The sequence below is a fragment of the Nonomuraea antimicrobica genome (assembly GCF_039536965.1).
Classification (GTDB): domain Bacteria; phylum Actinomycetota; class Actinomycetes; order Streptosporangiales; family Streptosporangiaceae; genus Nonomuraea; species Nonomuraea antimicrobica.
Genome location: NZ_BAAAZP010000199.1, coordinates 1 through 19,591 on the forward strand (window position 1 = coordinate 1; position 19,591 = coordinate 19,591).

A 19,591-nucleotide genomic window follows, 5' to 3' on the forward strand; every position below is an offset into this window, starting at 1 on the left:
TGGCCGCGGCGGCCCACGTACGCCGGCGCGACCCTGACGCGCCGGATGGCCCCGCAGGTGATGGCCGGACTGCGGTCGTGGGCCGGACGGCACCGCGCCACGCCGTTCATGGCGGCCACGGCGTTGTACGCGTCGGCGCTGTCGCGCTGGTCGGGACAGACGGACCTGACGCTCGGCACCCCTTCCTCCGGCCGGCACCGGGTGGAGGCCGCCCCCTTGGTCGGCTGCTTCGTGAACATGCTGCCCATCCGCCTCGACCTCTCCGGTGATCCCGCCTACGGGGAGACGCTCGACCGCGTCCGGGATGCCGTGATCGAGGCACAGGCGAACGGGGACGTGCCGTTCGAGGAGATCGTCAAGGACCTGCGGCTGGACCGCGATCCCACCGGCCGCGTGCCGCTGATCCGGCACATCGTCCAGTTCGACGAGGCGCTGCGTCCCGCGCCGATGGCCGGCCTCGACCTGGAACTGCAGCCCCTCGGCACCGGTACGGCGAAGTTCGAGCTCTTCGTGGACTTCGAGGACGGGGGGGACCGGGGCCTGGAATGCCGCGCGCACTATTCGACCGAAGTGCTCGACGCCGAGACGGTGGACCGGTTCGTGACCGAGCTGTGCCGGAGCGCCGAAGCCGCCGCCGATGAGAACAGGAGTTTGTCATGAGGTCTGACCAGGTGCTGGTTCTGCCGGCGTCGTTCGGCCAGGAGCGGCTGTGGCTGCACGAACAGGTGCGGCACGAGGCCCCGCTCTACAACGTGGCCGGCGGCGTGCGCTTCGGCGGGGAGCTCCGCCTCGACGTGCTGCGGCGGTGCCTGAGCTGGATCGTGGCCAGGCACGAGGTCCTGCGTACGGTCTTCCGCCTGGAAGGCGCGCAGGTGAGCCAGGTGGTCCGGCCCCCGTACGACGTGGACGTGGAGATCGCCGAGGTGGGCGGTGACCTGGAGGAGACGCTCCGGGAGCTGGCCGCCGAGCCCTTCGACCTCGCCGCCGGGCCGTTGTTCCGCTGTCACCTGCTGCGGACCGGCCCCGGCGAGCAACTGCTCTTCCTGGTCATGCACCACATCGTCGGCGACGGCCAGTCCCGTGACGTGCTGCTCATGGAGTTGGGCGAGCTCTACGACGCCGCCATCTCGGAGCGGGAGGCGCACCTGCCTGACCTGCCCGTGCAGTACGCGGACTTCGCGGTCTGGCAGCGGCAGGTGCTCGAATCGGGCGCGCTGGACGATCAGGTGGCCTACTGGCGCGACCGGCTCGAAGGGGCGCCCGAACTCGCGCTGCCGCTCGACCGCCCGCGTCCGGAACGGCCGCGGCACAGCATGCGGACCGCGGAACTGTCCGTCCCGGGTGACATGATGTCCCGGCTGCGCACCGTGGGCGGCGGGTTGACCCCCTTCATGGTGGCGCTGTCCGGCTACGCGGCCCTGCTGGGCCGCTGGAGCGCGCAGCCGTCCGTCGTGGTGGCGCTGCCGGCCGCCGGGCGGGACGAGCCCGAGCTGGAGAACCTGGTGGGCTTCTTCGTCAACACGCTGCCGGTCCGCATGGACCTGGGTGACGACCCCACCTTGGCCGAGCTGCTGCGCCGCACGCGGGACCGTTGCCTGGAGGCCTTCGCCAACGCCGCGGTGCCGTTCGAGAAGCTCATGGAGGAGCTGAGGCCGCATCGCACGGGGCGCCGGCTCCCCTTCGCGCAGGCGTGGATCGTCCTGGAGGATCCGCCCGTCCTGGGGGACCTGTTCGGACGCGAGGTGGAGGTGGTCGTGCCGGGCGAGGCACGATCGCCCTTCGACATCGCGCTCCAGGTGCGCAACGACGGCGAGGCGCTCCTCGGCACGCTGGCGGGCGCGGCCGACGTCTTCGACGCGGAGACCGTTCGCGCCGCCGCGCGGACCTTCGCCGCGATCCTCGCGGCCGACCCCGCCACCCGCGTCTCCGAGCTGCCCTTCCTGATCGACCAGACCTCCGTCGTCTTCGACACCGCCGCGGGCGAGCCGGGACGGGACTCCGAGGACGCCGCCGCGGCCACCGCGACCGAGCACCTGCTGGCCGAGCTGTGGTCGGAGGTACTGGAGCTGGACGAGGTCTCCGTGGACGACGAGTTCTACGCGCTCGGCGGCAACTCCCTGCGCGCGGTCCGCGTCATGATGCGAGCCCACGAACTCGGCATGGAGATCCCGGTGGAGCTGGTCCTGGGCGAGCACACCGTCCGCCAGCTCGCGGCCGGCGCCGGCTCCGTGGACGAGGACTGAGGCCGGTGTCCCTCACCGGCAATCCGCGTGTGCCCAGCCTGACCGAGGCGCGCCGCTCGCTGCGGTCGGCCGTGGCGGCCCGGCCCGCGACGGGGAGCGCCCCTCCTGCGCGGGCCGCTCGCGACGGCTTCCCGTCCCTGTCCTACAACCAGGAGCAGCAGTGGTTCCTCCACCAATGGGAGCCCGACCTGCCGCTCTACCACTCGGTCATCCCCGTGCTGCTGCGCGGCCGGCTCGACGTGGCCGCGCTCGAAAGCGCGTTGCGCGCGGTGGTCGACCGGCACGAGATCCTCCGCACCCGTTACCGTGAGCACGACGGCTCCCCATACCCGGTCGTGGGGGAGCCGGCGGTGGCGCTCACCGTCGTCGAGGACGCCGACCGGGAACGCGTCCGCGAACTGGTCGCCGAGCTGGGCGCGCGGCCCTTCGACCTGGCCGCCGAGCCGGTGGTGCGGGCGCTGGTGGCGCGGCTCGCCGACGACGAGCACGTCCTGGCCATCGTGGTGCACCACATCGCCTTCGACGGCGCGTCGCTGGGTGTGCTCACCGCCGAACTGTTCGCCTGCTACGACGCCGTCCGCCACGGCCGTCCGCCCCGCCTACCCGCCCTGGACCTGCAGTACGCGGACTACGCCGCCTGGCAGCGGGAGGAGACCCGGGCGCACGACGCCCAGCTCGGCTACTGGCGCGAGCGCCTCGCGGACCTGCCGGCCGTCCGGCTGCCCGCGGACCGGCCGCGTCCGGAGTCGCCCACCTCCGCGGGCGCGACACACGGGCTGATGCTGCCCGGCACGCTCGCCGCCCGCCTCACCGCGCTGGCCAGGAAGGCGCGAGTGACCCCGCTCACCCTCTACGCGGCCGCCTTCACCGCGCTGCTGGCCCGCCACACGGGGCAGGACGACATCGCCTTCGGCTCCGTCTTCTCCGGCCGCACCAGGCCGGTGTTCGAGCCGCTGATCGGCTATTTCGCCAACACGCTGGTGCTGCGGACGTCGACGGCGGGCGACCCCACCTTCGCGGAGTTGCTCGCGCGCACCCGCGAGAGCGTGATGGGCGCGCACTGCAACCAGGACCTGCCCTTCGCGCGCGTGGTCGAAGAGCTGCGCCCGGACCGGAACGCCGCCCGCAACCCGCTGTTCGACATCTGCTTCACCATGCACCATCCCGTCGCCGAGTCGATCCGGCTCGGCGACATCACGGTGGAGGCGTACGAGCTGCCGCAGGCGACCGCCCAGTTCGACCTGACCGTCGAGATCACCGAGGTGATCGGCGAAGGGACGCGCCTGTGGGCGGAGTACTCCACCGACCTGTTCGACCACGACAGGATCAAGCGCCTCTGCGCGGAATACGTGGCCCTGCTGCAGGCCGTGGTCGCCGATCCGGGCACGCGGCTCAGCGCGCTGGGTCCGGGCGCCACGCCCGGCGGCGCGGCTCTCCTGCACGAGGTGTTCGAGGAGTGGGCCGACCGCACCCCCGAAGCCCCGGCGCTGCGCCACGCGGGCCGGACCGTCACCTACGGAGAGCTGGAGCGACGCGCCAATCAGCTCGCCGCCGCGCTGCGCGCGTACGGGGTGCGGCCGGAGATGCCGGTGGCGGTGCTGCTCGAACCCGGCCCCGACCTGGTCACCGCGGTGCTGGGCATCCTCAAGGCCGGGGGCGTCTACCTGCCGCTCGACCCGGCGCACCCCGAGTCGCGCCGGGCCGGCATCCTGCGCCAGGCGGGGTGCACCCGGGTCGTCACGGCTCTCGAACGGACGACCGAGCTGCCCGCCCACGTCACCAGCCTGCCCGTGGACCACCCCGCCCGCCCGGCCGTGCGCCCGGGGGCCACGGCCCGGCCGGGGAACCTCGCCTACATCCTGTTCACCTCCGGCTCGACGGGCGTCCCCAAGGGCGTGCAGATCGAGCACGGCTCGGCCGCCAACTTCGTCCGCGGTGTACCCGGCGACTTCGCCCCGGTCCCCGGCGAGCGCGTGCTGCAGTTCACCGCCCCCACCTTCGACGTGAGCGTCTACGAGATGTTCGCCGCGCTGGGCAACGGCGCCTGCCTGGTCTCGGCGCCACGCAGCCTGCTGATGAACCCGCGCTCGTTCGCCGCCCTCATGAGAGCCGAGCGGGTCACCGTGTTCCTGTCCACGCCCGCCACGCTCTCCCTGCTCGGCGACGCCGACCTGCCCGACCTGACCAAGCTGTCGATCGGCGGGGAGGCCCCGAGCGCCGAGCTGGTCGCCCGCTGGCGGGCGCCCGGCCGGGTGATCCAGAACGGGTACGGCCCGACCGAGACCACCGTGGAGGCCACCCGCGCCAGGCTGGACGGCGGGTGGAGCGGCCTGCCGCCCATCGGCGGCGCGCGGATCGGCTACACCCTGCACGTCCTCGACCCCGAGGGCCAACCGGTCCCCGTGGGGGCGTCAGGGGAGCTCCACATCGGCGGCGCGGGGGTGGGACGCGGCTACCTCGGCCGGCCCGGGCTGACCGCCGAGCGGTTCGTGCCGGATCCGTTCGGCCCGCCCGGCGCACGCCTCTACCGGACCGGCGACCTCGTACGCCGGAGGGAGGCCGACTGCCTGGAGGTGCTCGGCCGGACGGACCTGCAGGTGAAGGTCCGCGGGCACCGGATCGAGCTGGGTGAGGTCGAGGCCGCCCTGGCCGGGCACCCCGCCATCGCGCAGGTGGCCGTCACCGCCGAGCCGGCGGGCGACGGCGACAAGGACCTGACCGTCTACCAGGTGCCCGTGCCGGGCGCCACGGCGCCGGACGTCGGGGAACTCCGCGCTCACCTGCGCGACCTGCTGCCGCGGTACATGCTGCCCGCCCGGGCGGTGGCCCTGGCCGCCATGCCGCTGACCTCCAGCGGGAAGGTCGACCGCGCGCGGCTGGCCTCCTCCGCCGTCCCGGCCCATCCGGCTCAGGAGACGGTGTGCGGGCTCTTCGAGGCGCAGGCCGCGCGTACGCCGGATGCCCTCGCGGTGACGCTGAACGGCTCAGGCTGGACCTTCGCCCAGCTCAACGCGCACGCCAACCGGTGGGCCCGATTGCTGCTCGAACGGGGCATCGGCCCGGAGCGGCTCGTCGTCCTGGCGCTCGGCAAGACGCCGGAGACGATCGCCCTGCTGCTCGCGGTGCTCAAGACCGGCGCGGCCTACCTGCCGATCGACCCGGACGGCCCTGCGGCCCGCATGGACCTGATCCTCGCCGACGCCCGGCCCGCGCTCGTGGTGACCGGCTCCGCCGCCCATGCGGTCCGCTCCGCGGCCCGGGCCAGGAGCGTGCCGCACCTGCTGGTGGACGAGGCCGAGACCCAGGACGCGTGCGCCCGCCAGAACGCGGACGACCTGGACGACACCGAACGCCTCGGGCCGCTCGTCCCGTCCTGCCTGGCCTACGTCCTGTACACCTCCGGCTCGACCGGCCGCCCCAAAGGCGTCGCCGTCGAGCACGGCAGTGTCGTCAACCTGTTCCACTCGCACCAGGCCACGGTCTTCACCTCCGGCGCCCGGTCGCGCGTCGCCCTGGCGGCCCCGCTGGGCTTCGACGCCTCGTGGACCGGCCTGCTGTGGATGATCGCCGGGCACGAGCTGCACCTGGTCCAGGACGCGGTCAAGCAGGACGCCGCCGCCTTCGTCTCGTTCGTCGACGAGCACCGCATCGACGTCCTGGACGTGACGCCCACCCACTGCACGCACCTGCTGGCCGCGGGACTCCGCGCGCCCGGCCGCCACGCGCCGCGTGTCCTGATCCTCGGCGGCGAGGCGGTCGGCGAGGCGCTCTGGCGCACCCTGCGCGAGCTTCCCGGGATCACCGCCTACAACCTCTACGGACCCACCGAGTGCACGATCGACACGATGTGGTGCCGCCTGGGGGACAGCCCGGCGCCCACCATCGGCCGCCCGGTGGACGGCGCGCAGGTCTACCTCCTCGGTCCGGATCTCCAGCCCGTGGCCCCCGGCGAGGAGGGGGAGCTCTACGCGGCGGGGGCGTGCCTGGCACGGGGCTATCACCACGCGCCCGCGCCGACCGCCGCCCGGTTCCTGCCGGACCCCTTCGGCCCCCCGGGAACGCGCATGTACCGGACGGGCGACCTGGCCCGCAGGAGCCCCGAGGGCCTGCTGGAGTTCGTGGGCCGGGTCGACGGCCAGGTCAAGGTACGCGGCGTGCGCATCGAGCTCGGTGAGATCGAGGCGGTCCTGGCCGGGCATCCGGGCATCGTCCAGGCGGCCGTCGCCGCCCAGGAGGAGCGCGGCGGCAAGCGGCTGGTCGCCTACCTGATCGCGACGCCGGGCGGGGCACTGCCCGGCGACGCGGCGCTGCGGGCGCACGTCGCCAAGGCGCTTCCCGAGCACATGGTGCCCACGGCCTTCGTGGAACTGCGGGAGTTCCCCCTGACGCCGAACGGCAAGCTGGATCGCGGGGCGCTGCCGGCCCATGAGCACCAGCACGCGTCGCGGGGCCCGCGCACCCCGCAGGAGGAGATCGTCTGCGACCTGTTCGCCGACGTGCTGGAGGTGCCCCGGGTCGGCGTCGACGACGGCTTCTTCGAGCTGGGCGGGCACTCCCTGCTGGCCACCCGGCTGATCAGCCGGATCCGGTCGACGCTCGGTGTGGAGGTCCCGCTGCGCACGTTGTTCGAGTGCCCCACGGTCGCGGAGCTCTGTGGCCGGATCGGCGCGGCGTCCACCGTACGGCCGGCGCCCCGCCCGGTGGATCGGCCCCGTGACATCCCGCTGTCCCACGCCCAGCGACGCCTGTGGTTCCTGGCCGAACTCGAGGCGGACGGGGCCGCGTACAACATGCCCATGGCCCTGCGCCTGTCGGGCGAGCTGGACCGGGCGGCGCTCGAGGCGGCGCTGAACGACGTGCTGGACCGCCACGAGAGTCTGCGCACGATCTTCCCCGAGGTGGCGGGCGAGCCGGTGCAGCGCATCCTGACCGGCGCGACCGCGCGGTGCGCGGTGAGTCTCGTGCCCACCACGGAGGACGAGCTGCCCGAGCGGCTCGCCCGGGCCTCCCGCGTCCGCTTCGACCTGAAGACCGGCCTGCCCCTCCAGGTCCGCCTGTTCGAACTCGGCGCCGCCGAGCACGTGCTGCTGCTCGTCTTCCACCACATCGCCTTCGACGGCGGATCGATGCGGGCACTGGTCTGCGACCTCGCCACGGCGTACTCGGCCCGCGCGGCAGGCCGGCCGCCGGGCTGGTCGCCGCTGCCCGTGCAGTACGCCGACTACACGCTCTGGCAGCACGACCTCCTGGGCGACGAGGACGACCCGCGGAGCCTGCTCGCCGGGCAACTGGACTACTGGCGTGACACGCTGGCCGACCTGCCGGAGGAGCTGGCGCTGCCCGTCGACCACTCCCGGCCGGCCACGGCGAGCGGCCGCGGCGGTCTGGTGGAGCTGAGGCTCACCGCAGGCGAACACCTCGCGCTGGACCGCCTGGCCAAGCGGAACCGGGTCACCCTCTTCATGGTGCTGCAGGCGGGACTGGCCGCGCTCTACACCCGGCTCGGCGCGGGCACCGACATCCCGCTCGGCACCCCGGTCGTGGGCCGCGCGGACCAGGAGCTCGACGACCTCATCGGCTTCTTCGTCAACACCCTGGTCCTGCGCGCCGACACCGCGGGCGACCCCACCTTCGAGCAGCTCCTGGCCCGGGTGCGCGCCACCGACCTGGCCGCCTTCGCCCACCAGGACGTGCCCTTCGAGCGGCTGGTGGAGGTGCTCAACCCGGCCCGCTCCCTGTCCCGGCATCCGTTGTTCCAGACGATGCTGGCCTTCGACAACCACGACGACGGCGAGCCGGCCGCGCTGGGGCTGTCGATCCGGCCGGAGCGCACGGAGACCGGCACGGCCAAGTTCGACGTCCTCGTCAACGTCAGGGAGCACAGGACCGCCGAGGGCGCCCCCGACGGCGTCGACCTGGCGATGCACTACAGCCTGGACCTCTTCGGCGAGGAAAGCGCCGACCGGCTGCTCGCGCGCTATGCGCGGCTGCTGGCCGCGGCGGTCGCCGAGCCCGGCCTGGCGATCGGCGACCTGGAGCTGATGTCGGACGACGAGCGCGCCTCCGTCCGGGCGTGGAACGACACCGGCCGCGCCGTGCCGGCCCGCGTCCTGCCCGCCCTGCTGGAGGAGCAGGCACGCCGCACGCCGCAGGAGCCCGCGGTGACCGACGGGGACACCACGCTGACCTACGCGGAGTTGAACGCGCGGGCGAACCGCCTGGCCCGCTGGCTCATCGACCGGGGAGCGGGCCCCGAGCGGGTGGTCGGCCTGGCGCTGCCCCGCTCGCCCGAACTCGTGGTGGCCCTGTGCGCCGTGCTGAAGTCCGGCGCCGCCTACCTGCCCATCGACGTGGGCCATCCGGCCGAGCGCAGCTCTTTCATGGTGTCGGACGCGCGGCCCGCGCTGGTGCTGACCGATCGCGCCGACCGGCTTCCCGCAGGCGCTCCCGCGGTCGTGCTGGAGGAGCGGCTCGCCGCGGGCCGCCCCGCGACGGACGTCACGGACCGCGACCGGCTCACCGCCCTCCTGCCCGCGCATCCGGCCTACGTGATCTACACCTCGGGCTCCACCGGCCGGCCCAAGGCGGTGGTCATGCCGGGCGGCGCCCTCGTCAATCTGCTCGCCTGGCAGGCCGAGCAGCTCCCGGGCGGCGCCGGGACGCGTACCGCGCAGTCGGCCGCGATCGGTTTCGACGTCTCGGCCCAGGAGATCCTGTCCACACTGACCTCCGGCGGCTGCCTGGTCGTGGCCGGAGCGGAGCTGCGCAAAGATCCAGAAGCCTTCGCCCGGTGGTTGGACGAGCACCGGGCCGGGCGGCTGTTCGCGCCGAACCTCGTCGTCGAGGCGGTGGCCGAGGCCGCCCTCGCGCACGGCTGGGAGCTGGCCGCCCTCACCGACGTCGTCCAGGCCGGCGAGGCGCTGGTCCTCGGTGACACGATCCGGGACTTCCACGCCGGACGCAGACTCCACAACCACTACGGCCCGACCGAGACGCACGCCGTGACGGCCTGCACGCTTCCATCGGCGCGGGAGCAGTGGCCGCCCGCCGCCCCCATCGGGCGGCCGGTGTGGAACACCCGCTGCCACGTGCTGGACGCCGGGCTGCGTCCCGTGCCGCCCGGTGTGCCGGGTGAGCTCTTCGTGTCGGGCGCCCAACTGGCGCGCGGTTATCTGAACCGGCCGGGGCTCACCGCCGAGCGGTTCCTGCCCGACCCGTTCGGCGCGCACGGGGAGCGGATGTACCGGACGGGCGACCTGGTCCGGTGGCGCCGGGACGGTGTGCTGGAGTTCCTCGGCCGGACCGATCACCAGGTCAAGGTGCGGGGCGTCCGCGTAGAGCCCGGGGAGATCGAGGCGGCGCTGCGAGCGGACCCCTCCGTCGGGCAGGTCGTCGTGCGGCTGCGGCAGGACCTGCCGGGCCCGCCTCTGCTGGTCGCCTACCTGGTCGCCGCACCTGGACGGGACGTGGACGTCGCCTCCCTGCGTACGCGGCTCGGCGCCGCGCTGCCCGACCACCTGGTTCCGGCGGCGTTCGTCCTGCTCGACGCTCTGCCGTTGACCGCCAACGGCAAGCTCGACCACAGGGCGCTCCCGGCGCCGCGGCAGGAGCGGACCTCCAGGAGACCTCGCACCCCGGGGGAGGAGATCCTGTGCGGGCTGTTCGGCGACGTCCTGGGCCTGGCGCAGGTCGGGCCGGACGACGACTTCTTCCGTCTGGGCGGTCACTCGCTGCTGGCGACCAAGCTCATCAGCCGGATCAGATCCGTCCTGGGGGTGGACCTGCCCGTCCGGGCGCTCTTCGAGACGCCGACGGCCGCCGCTCTGGCCGAGCGGGTGGCGGAGGCGGGCCCCGCACGGGTCGCCCCTCCCACCGCGACGCCGCGGGGGGAGACCTCTGCCCTGTCCTTCGCCCAGCAGCGGTTGTGGTTCATGGACCGGCTGGGCGTCTCGGGCGACTCCTTCCACATGCCGTGCGTGATTCGGCTGGACGGCGAGCTGCGGGTGGGCGACCTGCGCGAGGCGGTCGAGCAGCTCATGCGGCGGCACGAGATCCTGCGGACGGTCATCGTGGCGCGGGACGGCGTGCCGGAGCAGCGGCTCACCGACCTGCCGGAGGACGTCCTGCCCCTGATCGACCTCTCCCACCTCGGCGAACCGGCTCGGTCGGCCGAACTCGGCGCGCTGAGCGGGCGGATGAGCACGGATCCCTTCCGCCTGGACACCGATCCGCCGGTGCGGTGGGCACTGGCCCGGCTCGCCGGCGACTCGCACGTCCTGCTGATGACCCTGCACCACATCGCCGGTGACGGGCTCTCCTTCGGGGTGCTGCTGAACGACCTGACCGCGCTGTACGCGGGCGAGCGGCCCGCACCGCTGCCGATCCAGTACGCCGACTACGCCCTGTGGCAGCGCCGTACCTGGGAGTCCGGCGGTTTCGCCGGGCACCTGGCCTCCTGGCGGGAGCGCCTGGCCGGCAGCCCGATGCTCGACCTGCCCGCCGACCGGCCGCGCCCCGCGGTGCGGACGTTCACCGGCGGGCGGGTGGCGGGATCGGTGGACGCCGAGGTCGCCGCACGGCTCAGAGCGATCGGGCGGTCCGGCGGCGCGACCCTGTTCATGACCCTGCTCGCCGGGTTCCAGATCCTGCTGGGTCGGCTGTCCGGGCAGAGCGACGTGGTGGTGGGCACCCCTGTGGCCGGCCGCGGTCACGCCGAGTTGGAGGGCATGGTCGGCTGCCTGCTCAACGTCCTGCCGCTGCGGGCCGATCTGTCCGGCCGGCCGCGTTTCGCCGACCTGCTGGCCGAGGTCCGCGCCACCACGCTGGACGCGCTGGCCGGCCAGGACGTGCCGTTCGAGCGGATCGTGGACGCGGTGGCGCCGGACCGGGACCTGAGCCGCCACCCGCTGTTCCAAGCCATGATCAACATGATCGACGTCCCTGAGCTGGACGCACCTCTCGGCGACGGCGTGACCGTCACCGTGGAGACCCCCGAGGAGACGCCCGCCAAGCTGGATCTGACCCTCTACCTGCGAGACACCGGACAGGAGCTGTCCTTCTCGCTGGTCTACAACGCCGACCTGTTCTCCGCCGAGCGCGCCGAGCGGATGGTGCGGCAGTACACGACGCTGCTGGAGCAGATCGCGGCCGACCCGCGGCGGCGGATCGACGGCTACGACCTCCTCACGGCCGACCCGGACGCCGCCCTGCCCGACCCCGCCGCGCCACTGCCGCGCCGGGCCGAGCACGCCGTGCACGTATTGGTCGAGGACCAGGCGGCCCGCTGTCCTGAGCGCGTCGCACTGGTCGACGGCGCTGACCGGTGGACGTACCGCGAGCTGGATCAGCGCGCCAACGGGCTCGCCCAGGAGCTGCGGGACCAGGGCGTGGCTCCGGGCGACCGGGTGGCGCTGCCGGGGCGGCGCTCGGCCAAGCTGATCTGCGCGATGCTGGGCGTGCTCAAGGCCGGGGCCGCGTTCGTCCTGCTGGACCCGGCCGACCCGGCCGAGCGCCGGCGGGCGTGCCTGGCCGCGGCCGAGCCGCGCGGGTTGCTCTTCATCGACGAGGAGGACGCCGACCTGGCCGGCTCTCCCCACCTGACCTGGTCCGGCGGGGTCTCGGAGAGCCCCGGTGTCGCGGTGGACCCCTGGGATCCGGCCTACGTCGCCTTCACCTCGGGGACCACCGGCACGCCGAAGGCCGTCATCGGGGCGCACGCGCCGCTCACGCACTTCTTCGACTGGCAGGCCGCCGAGTTCGACCTGGGGTCCGAGGATCGCTGGAGCGTGCTGGGCGGCATCGGGCACGACCCGTTCCTGCGCGAGACGCTCGGCCCGCTGACGTTGGGCGGAACGGTGTGCGTGCCCACCGAGGCGCAGGCGAGAACCCCGGCGAAGCTGGCCGCCTGGCTGCGGACACAGGGCGTCACCGTCGCGCACGCCACGCCGGGGATCGCCGAGCTGATGTCCTCGGGAACCGCGCAGCCGCTGCCCGCCCTGCGGCGGGTCTTCTTCGGCGGCGACCGGCTGGCCGCGCGGCACGTGGCAGGACTGCGGGCGCTCGCCCCCGAGGCGGAGTACGTGAACTTCTACGGGACCACCGAGACCCCGCAGGCCATGGCATTCCACCGGGTGACCGGCCTCGATCCGATTCCCGTGGGCCGCGCGATCGAGGGCGCGCAGGTGCTGGTCGTCACCTCCGCGGGACGCCTGGCCGGGGTCGGCGAGCGCGGGGAGATCTGGATACGCACGCCGTACCTGTCGGCGGGCTTCCTCGGTGACGTGGAGCTGACCGCGGCGCGCTTCACGGCGAACCCCTTCGGCGGCGCCGACCTCGTCTACCGGACCGGTGACCTGGGGCATTGGGGATCCGACGGCACGGTCCACGTGACCGGCCGGATGGACGGGCAGGTGAAGATCCGCGGGCACCGCGTGGAGACGGGCGAGGTGGAATCGCTGCTCCTGACCCATCCCGGAGTGCGGGCGGCGGCCGTGGTGGCCTCCCCGGCCCCCGACGGAGGGGACGACCGGCTCGCCGGCTACGTGGTGGGATCCGACCCCGCCGCACCGCTGTCACCCGCGGAGCTACGGCGGCACCTGCGGGCCCGCGTTCCCGAACACCTGGTGCCGGCGGCACTGGTCGTGCTGGAGTCGCTGCCACTCACCCCGCGCGGCAAGCTGGACCGGGCCCGGCTGCCGACCGCCGAAGCAGTCGCCGAAGGCGAGCCGGCCCCGCTCCGGGGCGAACTCGAGCAGGCGATCGCCCGGATCTGGCGCGAGGTGCTCGCCACCTCGCGCGTGGGCGCGCGGGACAACTTCTTCGACCTGGGCGGCAACTCGCTGCTCATCGTTCGGGTGCAGAGCCGGCTGGAGGAGCTGCTCGGCCGCGAGGTGACCCTGGTGCGGCTCTTCCAGTACCCGACGATCGAGGCCCTGGCGCGGTCGTTGCTGCAGGAGGATCCCGACCGCTCCGCCGTGCGGCGCAGCAGAGACCGCGGCGCCGCCCGCCGGGCCGCGCTGGGCGTCCGGCGGACACGTCATGACCATGGAGGGGGAAAGGCGAATGACTGACGAGACCAGTACGCAGATCGCGGTCATCGGCATGAGCGCGCGTCTGCCAGGAGCCGAGGACGTCACCCGGTTCTGGGAGAACCTGCGGGACGGCGTCGACGGGCTGACCCGGTTCAGCCGGGAGGAACTGCTGGCGGCCGGGGTGTCAGAAGAGGTCGCCGACGATCCGCACTACGTGCCGGTCAACGGCAGACTCGCCGACGTCGACCGCTTCGACGCCGCGTTCTTCGGGCTCTCCCCGCGCGAGGCGGAGGTGATGGATCCGCAGCAGCGGCTGTTCCTGGAATGCGCGTGGGCCGGCCTCGAGCACGCGGGATACGTACCGAGGACCTTCCCCGGCGTGATCGGGGTCTTCGCGGGCGCGGGCATGAGCAGCTATCTGCTGAGCAACCTGCTCGGATCGCCCGAGACGATCGGGCGGCTCGGCCCGCAGGCGGTCCTGCACGCCAACGACAAGGACTTCCTGGCCACCCGTACCTCCTACAAGCTGGGCCTCACCGGTCCCAGCGTGGTCGTGCAGACCGCCTGCTCCACGTCGCTCGTGGCGGTGCACTTCGCCGTCCAGAGCCTGCTGGCGAGGGAGAGCGACCTGGCCATGGCGGGTGGTGTCTCGATCAGCGTGCCGCAGGACAGCGGATACTTCTTCGAGCCCGGCGCCATCGTCTCCCCTGACGGCGTCTGCCGCCCCTTCGACGCAGACGCCAACGGCACGGTCTTCGGCAGCGGCGTCGGCGTCGTGGTGCTCAAGCGCCTGGAGGAGGCGATCGAGGACAGAGACACCATCTACGCCGTGATCAGGGGTACGGCGGTCAACAACGACGGCGACGACAAGGTCGGGTTCACCGCGCCGAGCGTCGCGGGTCAGGCCGCGGTGATCAGCGAGGCCCTGAGCGTCGCCGGCGTCCCGGCGCGCACCATCCAGTACGTGGAGGCCCACGGAACGGCCACCGAACTCGGCGATCCCATCGAGGTGGCCGCGCTGACCCAGGCGTTCGCCGAGGAGACCGGCGAGCGGCGGTTCTGCGGCCTCGGCTCGGTCAAGAGCGGCGTCGGCCACCTGAACACGGCGGCCGGCGTCACCGGCCTGATCAAGACGGTGCTGGCGCTGCACCACGGTGAGATGCCGGCCAGCCTGCACTTCACCCGTCCCAACCCCCAGCTCAAGCTCGACACCAGCCCGTTCTACGTGAACGCCGCCCACCGGAGCTGGCCGGCGGCCGACACGCCGCGGCGCGCCGGCGTCAGTTCCTTCGGCGTGGGCGGGACCAACGCCCACGCAGTCCTGGAGGAGGCGCCCGCTCTGCGACAGCCGCCTCCGGACAGTGGGCAGCGGGCGGAGCTGATTCTGTTGTCGGGGAAGTCGGAGGCGGCCCTGGCGCGGCAGGCCGAGCGTCTGGCGGCGTACTGCCGCGCCCACCCTGACACGGCTCTGCGCGACATCGCCCGCACCCTGATCGAGGGCCGTGAGCGTTTCGACCACCGCCGGGCGGTGGTCTGCCGCAGTGTGCAGGAGCTGGCCGACGCCCTGCGATCCCCGGCCGGCGGCGTCCGAGGGGCCGAACGGCGCGGGGCGGTCTTCGCCTTCCCCGGCCAGGGCACGCAGTACGCGGGAATGGCGGCCCGCCTGTACGAGCGGGAGCCCGTGTTCCGGCGCGTCCTGGACGAGTGCGCCACCCTGCTCACCGGGCATCTCCAGGGCGACCTCCGTGACCTGGTCTTCGGCGGATCGGATGAGCTCGACCAGACCGCCCACACCCAACCGGCGCTCTTCGCGGTCGAGTACGCCCTGGCCCAGCTACTGATCCACTGGGGGGTGACGCCGGAGGCGATGATCGGCCACAGCCTCGGCGAGTACGTCGCCGCCTGCGTGGCAGGCGTCATGAGCCTGCCGGACGCGCTCGCCCTGGTGGCGGCCAGAGGGCGGCTGATGCAGGCGCTCCCGCCCGGCGACATGCTCGCGGTCGCCTGCTCGGAGGAGGACCTGGCGCCGCTGCTGCCCCCCGGGGTGGAACCGGCGGCGGTCAACGGCCCTCTCGCCTGCGTCGTGGCGGGGCCGCCGGAGGCCGTCGAGGCGCTGCTCGCCGACCTGACCGGCCGGGGTGTCGCCGCGCGGCGGCTGCGCACCTCGCACGCGTTCCACTCGGCGATGATGGAGCCGGTCCTGGAGGAGTTCAGGGCTCTGGTCCGTTCGGTACGGCTGGCGGCGCCCACGTTGCCGTACGTCTCCAATGTGACCGGCACGTGGATCACCGCGGACGAGGCGACGGATCCCGACTACTGGGTGCGGCACCTGCGGCAGACGGTGCGTTTCTGGCCCGGGGCGCGCCTGCTGGCCCAGGACCCGAGCCGGGTCTATCTGGAGGTGGGCCCAGGAGAGTCGCTGAGCAGGGCCTTCACTCCTCAGGACGCGGTCTTCAGCACGTTGCGCCACGATCGTCCTGACGAGGCGGAGTATCTGCGGGAGCGGATCGGGCAGGCGTGGGCGGCCGGTCTGCAGGCCGACTGGGGCGGCCTCGTCGACCCGGACGCGCGGCGGATCGAGCTGCCCACCTACCCCTTTGAACGCACCCGGTTCTGGGTGGATCCGGCGGAGCCGGCGGCGGTCACCCGGCGCGAACCGGCGGGCTTCTACCGGGTCCGCTGGGACGACGCGCCGCCCGCGCCCCTGAGCGGCGCGCCGGCCACCTGGCTGGTCCTCGCCGACGAGGGGGGAACGGCGGACGAACTGCGCAGCCGCCTGCTCGCCTCCGGGCAGCGCGTGGTCCTGGTCCGCCCCGGTGAGCGTTTCGCCGCGGCCGACGGCCGGTACACGGTACGACCGGCGCGACGCGCCGACTACGAGGCGCTGCTCGACGCCGTGGCCCCGGCGGGCCAGGACCTGCTCAGGGTCGTTCACCTGTGGAACCTCGACCCGTGCGAAGGCTTCACCGAGCGTCAGGAGCGCGGCTACCTCAGCCTGACCGCCCTGGCGCAGGCGCTGGGCCCGCGGGCCGCGATCGGCGCGGCGACCGTCGTGGTCGTGTCGGACCGGCTCTTCGACCTCCGGCCCGGTGACGTCGTCGAGCCGGAGCAGGCCACGATTCTCGGGCCGTGCCTGACCATGCCGCAGGAGTTCCCGCAGTTGTCCGCCACCGCCCTGGACGTGGCGGCCGGCGACCCGCTCGCGGTGGCCGGCCACGTGCTGGCGGAGGCCGCGGCGGCCGAACCGGTGGTCGCCTACCGCGACGGCCGGCGTCTGGTCCGCAGGGTCGAGCGGCTCACGCCGCCTGCGGCGGCGGCGGTGCGTGCCGGTGGCACGTACCTCGATGTCGGGCCCGGTCGGGAGGTCCGTGCCGGTGGCACGTACCTCGATGTCGGGCCCGGCCGGGAGGTGCGTGCCGGTGGCACGTACCTCATCGTCGGGCCAGGACGGGTGGGTCTCACCCTGGCGGGTCATCTCGCCCGCACCGCGCGGGCCAACGTGGTGCTGGTGGGCAGGACGACGCTGCCCGCGGAGGCCGGCGCCGGCCCGGACGAGGCGGCCGGGCGCAGGATCGAGGCGCTGCGGGACATCGAGCGGGCCGGCGGCCAGGCGCTCTACCTGGCGGCGGACGTCTCCGACCCGGAACAGATGCGCGCCTGCGTGCGGGCGGCGATCGACCGGTTCGGCGCGCTGCACGGCGTGATCCACGCGGCCAAGGTCGAGCGCGAGCGGATGTACGCCTTCCTGCCGGAGGAGAGCGCCGCCACGAGCGCGGCCCACCTCGCGGTCAAGGCCCACGGGCTGCACGCGCTCGACGCGGCGCTGGAAGGGCGAGACATCGATTTCCGGGTCGTCTTCTCCTCGATCACCTCGTTGCTGGGCGCGCTGGGCGAGACGGCGTACACCGCGTCGAACGCCTTCGTGGACGCCTTCGTCGCGGCCAATCCCGCGTGGACGGGGATCAACTGCGACCGCTGGGACGACGAACGGGGCGTCGCGCTGTTCCTGCGGGCGCTGGCCGCGGGACCCGGGTCCCTCGCGGAGTCGGACGAGGACCTCGTCGAGCGCATGCGCCGGGCCAGGGAGCTGACCGTCGCCGAGGCCCCCGCTCCCGTCGCCCGCCCGGCGGGGCAGGCGGCCTACCGCGCTCCCGGCACGCCGGTGGAGGTGGCCGTCGCCGGGATGTGGCGGGACCTGCTGGGAGTCGACCGGGTCGGCGCCGACGACGACTTCTTCGAGCTGGGCGGTCACTCACTCCTCGCCGTGCAACTGGTCGGTCGGCTGCGGGAGGCGTACCAGGTCACGCTGCCGCTGCGCGACCTGCTGGAGTGGCGCACGGTCGCCGGGGTGGCCGCCGCGGTGGAGGCCGCGGTGGAGGCCGGCAGGGCCGGGGAGAGTGTCCCCGTCCAGCCGGTTCCCGAGGCACAGCCGCGCCGGGCCGTACCCGTCGCCCGGCCGCGGCAGGCGGCGGGCCGGACGGGGATGCGGTTCAGCATCTCCTTCTTCGCCGCCGACGAGAGCGGTGACGAGGACACCTACGGCGACCTGCTGAGGGCCGCGGAGTACGCCGACCGCAACGGGTTCGACGCCGTCTGGCTGCCGGAGCGGCACTTCCACCGCTTCGGCGGACGCTACCCGAGCCCTTCGGTGCTGGGCGCGGCGCTCGCGGTCCGCACCAGGAACATCGCGATCCGGGCCGGCAGCGTGGTGCTGCCCCTGCACCATCCGGTCAGGGTGGCCGAGGAGTGGTCGATCGTGGACAACCTGTCCAACGGGCGGGTCGGCCTGTCCGTGGCCTCGGGCTGGCAGCGGGACGACTTCGTGCTCGCCGCGCCCGGCACGTACGGCACCCGCAAAGAGCTGATGATGGAGCGCCTGGAGACGGTACGCCGCCTGTGGGCCGGCGACGCCGTGACGCTGCCCCGCGACGACGGGCAGCCCACCGAGCTACGGGTGTTCCCCAAGCCCCGGCAGGCCGAGCTGCCGCTCTGGCTGACCAGCTCCGGCAGCCCCGAGACCTGGACCGCCGCCGGAGCCCGCGGGCTGAACGTCCTGACGGCGCTGATCAGCCAGAGCGTGGAGGACCTCGCGCAGAACATCCGCCGCTACCGCGCGGCCCGCGCCGAGCACGGTCACGACCCCGGCAGCGGTCAGGTGACCCTGTCCCTGCACACCTTCATCGGAGAGAGCCTGGACCAGGCCAGGGACACGGTGCGCGGGCCGTTGCGGAGCTACCTGAGCAGCCACCTGGAGCTGTACCGGGGCATGGCCGAGTCGCAGGGCATCACGCTGGCGGGCGACGACCGTCAGGCGCTGCTCGACTTCGCCTTCGAACGCTACTTCTCGACCAGCGCGCTGATGGGGACCGTCGAGACGGCCGCGGAGACGGTCGAGCGCCTGCGGGCGATCGGCGTGGACGAGATCGCCTGCCAGCTCGACTTCGGTGTGGACGAGCCGGCGATGTGGACGGGCCTGGAGCGGCTGACCCGGCTCAAGAACCGTGCGACGCCGTCGCCCCGGCTCCAGGACGGCCGCCCGCGGCGCAGCCCGGTGGTGACGCTCCAGCCGGACGGAGACAAGCCGCCGTTCTTCTGCGTCCACCCGGTCGACGGCGGCGTCCTCGGCCTGCGCGAGCTGGCCGCCCACATGGGCAAGGACCGGCCGTTCCACGCGCTGCAGGCACCGGGACTGGACGGCGAGAGCGCACCCGCCACCGGCGTGGGCGAGCTGGCCGCGCTCTACGCCGAGGCGATTCGCGAGGTCCGGCCGGACGGCCCGTACCTGTTGGGCGGCTGGTCCTTCGGCGGCGTGGTGGCCACCGAGGTGGCCAGGCTGCTGGCCGCGCAGGGGCACCGCGTACCGGAAGTGATCATGCTGGACAGCCGGGCGCCCCAGCAGATGAGCACCCAGCTCACCGGCCTGACCGACCTCCTCGACCGGTGGGAGCAGGCCGCCGAGCCGCCGGAGCTCGGTGAGCAGTCGGTCCACGCGATCCTGCTGACCGACCCGCACGCGCGTGTCGTGTGCCGGGCGCACATCGACGCCATGCGGCGCCACCGCCCCCGGCCGCTGACCGTGCCCGTCGTCCTGGTCAGGGCGGCGGACCAGCCGGACGTCTTCGGCAACGACCCGCTGATGGGCTGGCGCGAGCTGGCCAGCGCCGGCATGTCCACGCACGTCATCCCGGGGGATCACTTCGCGATGCTGCGTGCTCCGCACGTCGCCGAACTGGCCGGCTGGTTGCGCGAGCGGCTCGGCTGAGCGGGCGCCCGCGGTGGCCGGATGCTGCCATCGCAGGCTCATGCACGTCGCGGATC

Annotated in this window: 4 protein-coding genes; all 4 read left to right on the forward strand. The window is 73.7% G+C overall.

Annotated features, from left to right (window positions below):
• Window positions 1-60: 60 nt before the first annotated feature.
• Genes ABD844_RS44300 through ABD844_RS44315 form a run of 4 tightly spaced genes read left to right on the forward strand, consistent with a single transcriptional unit; the run spans window position 61 to window position 19,535 of the window.
• A complete protein-coding gene (locus ABD844_RS44300; protein ID WP_344892983.1) occupies window positions 61-660 on the forward strand; it encodes a condensation domain-containing protein in 600 nt (199 codons plus the stop codon).
• The gene (locus ABD844_RS44305; protein WP_344892956.1) at window positions 657-2,243 is read left to right on the forward strand and encodes a condensation domain-containing protein; all 1,587 of its coding nucleotides are present in this window, start codon (window positions 657-659) and stop codon (window positions 2,241-2,243) included. Before ABD844_RS44300 ends, ABD844_RS44305 begins: the two co-directional genes overlap by 4 nt.
• 29 nt (window positions 2,244-2,272) lie before the next feature.
• Entirely contained in the window at window positions 2,273-13,312 is an 11,040-nt protein-coding gene (locus ABD844_RS44310; protein ID WP_344892958.1) for an amino acid adenylation domain-containing protein, read from the forward strand.
• Window positions 13,305-19,535 (forward strand): MupA/Atu3671 family FMN-dependent luciferase-like monooxygenase, encoded by a 6,231-nt coding sequence (locus ABD844_RS44315; protein WP_344892960.1) that lies wholly within the window; start codon window positions 13,305-13,307, stop codon window positions 19,533-19,535. The genes ABD844_RS44310 and ABD844_RS44315 overlap by 8 nt, the downstream gene beginning before the upstream one ends.
• The last annotated feature ends 56 nt before the right edge of the window (window positions 19,536-19,591 follow it).

What these genes read in the sequence shown, in the direction of transcription:
- ABD844_RS44300 (WP_344892983.1), top strand. Translation starts at nt 61, where the DNA reads ATGGCCGGACTGCGGTCGTGGGCCGGACGGCACCGCGCCACGCCGTTC.
- ABD844_RS44305 (WP_344892956.1), top strand. Translation starts at nt 657, where the DNA reads ATGAGGTCTGACCAGGTGCTGGTTCTGCCGGCGTCGTTCGGCCAGGAG.
- ABD844_RS44315 (WP_344892960.1), top strand. Translation starts at nt 13,305, where the DNA reads ATGACTGACGAGACCAGTACGCAGATCGCGGTCATCGGCATGAGCGCG.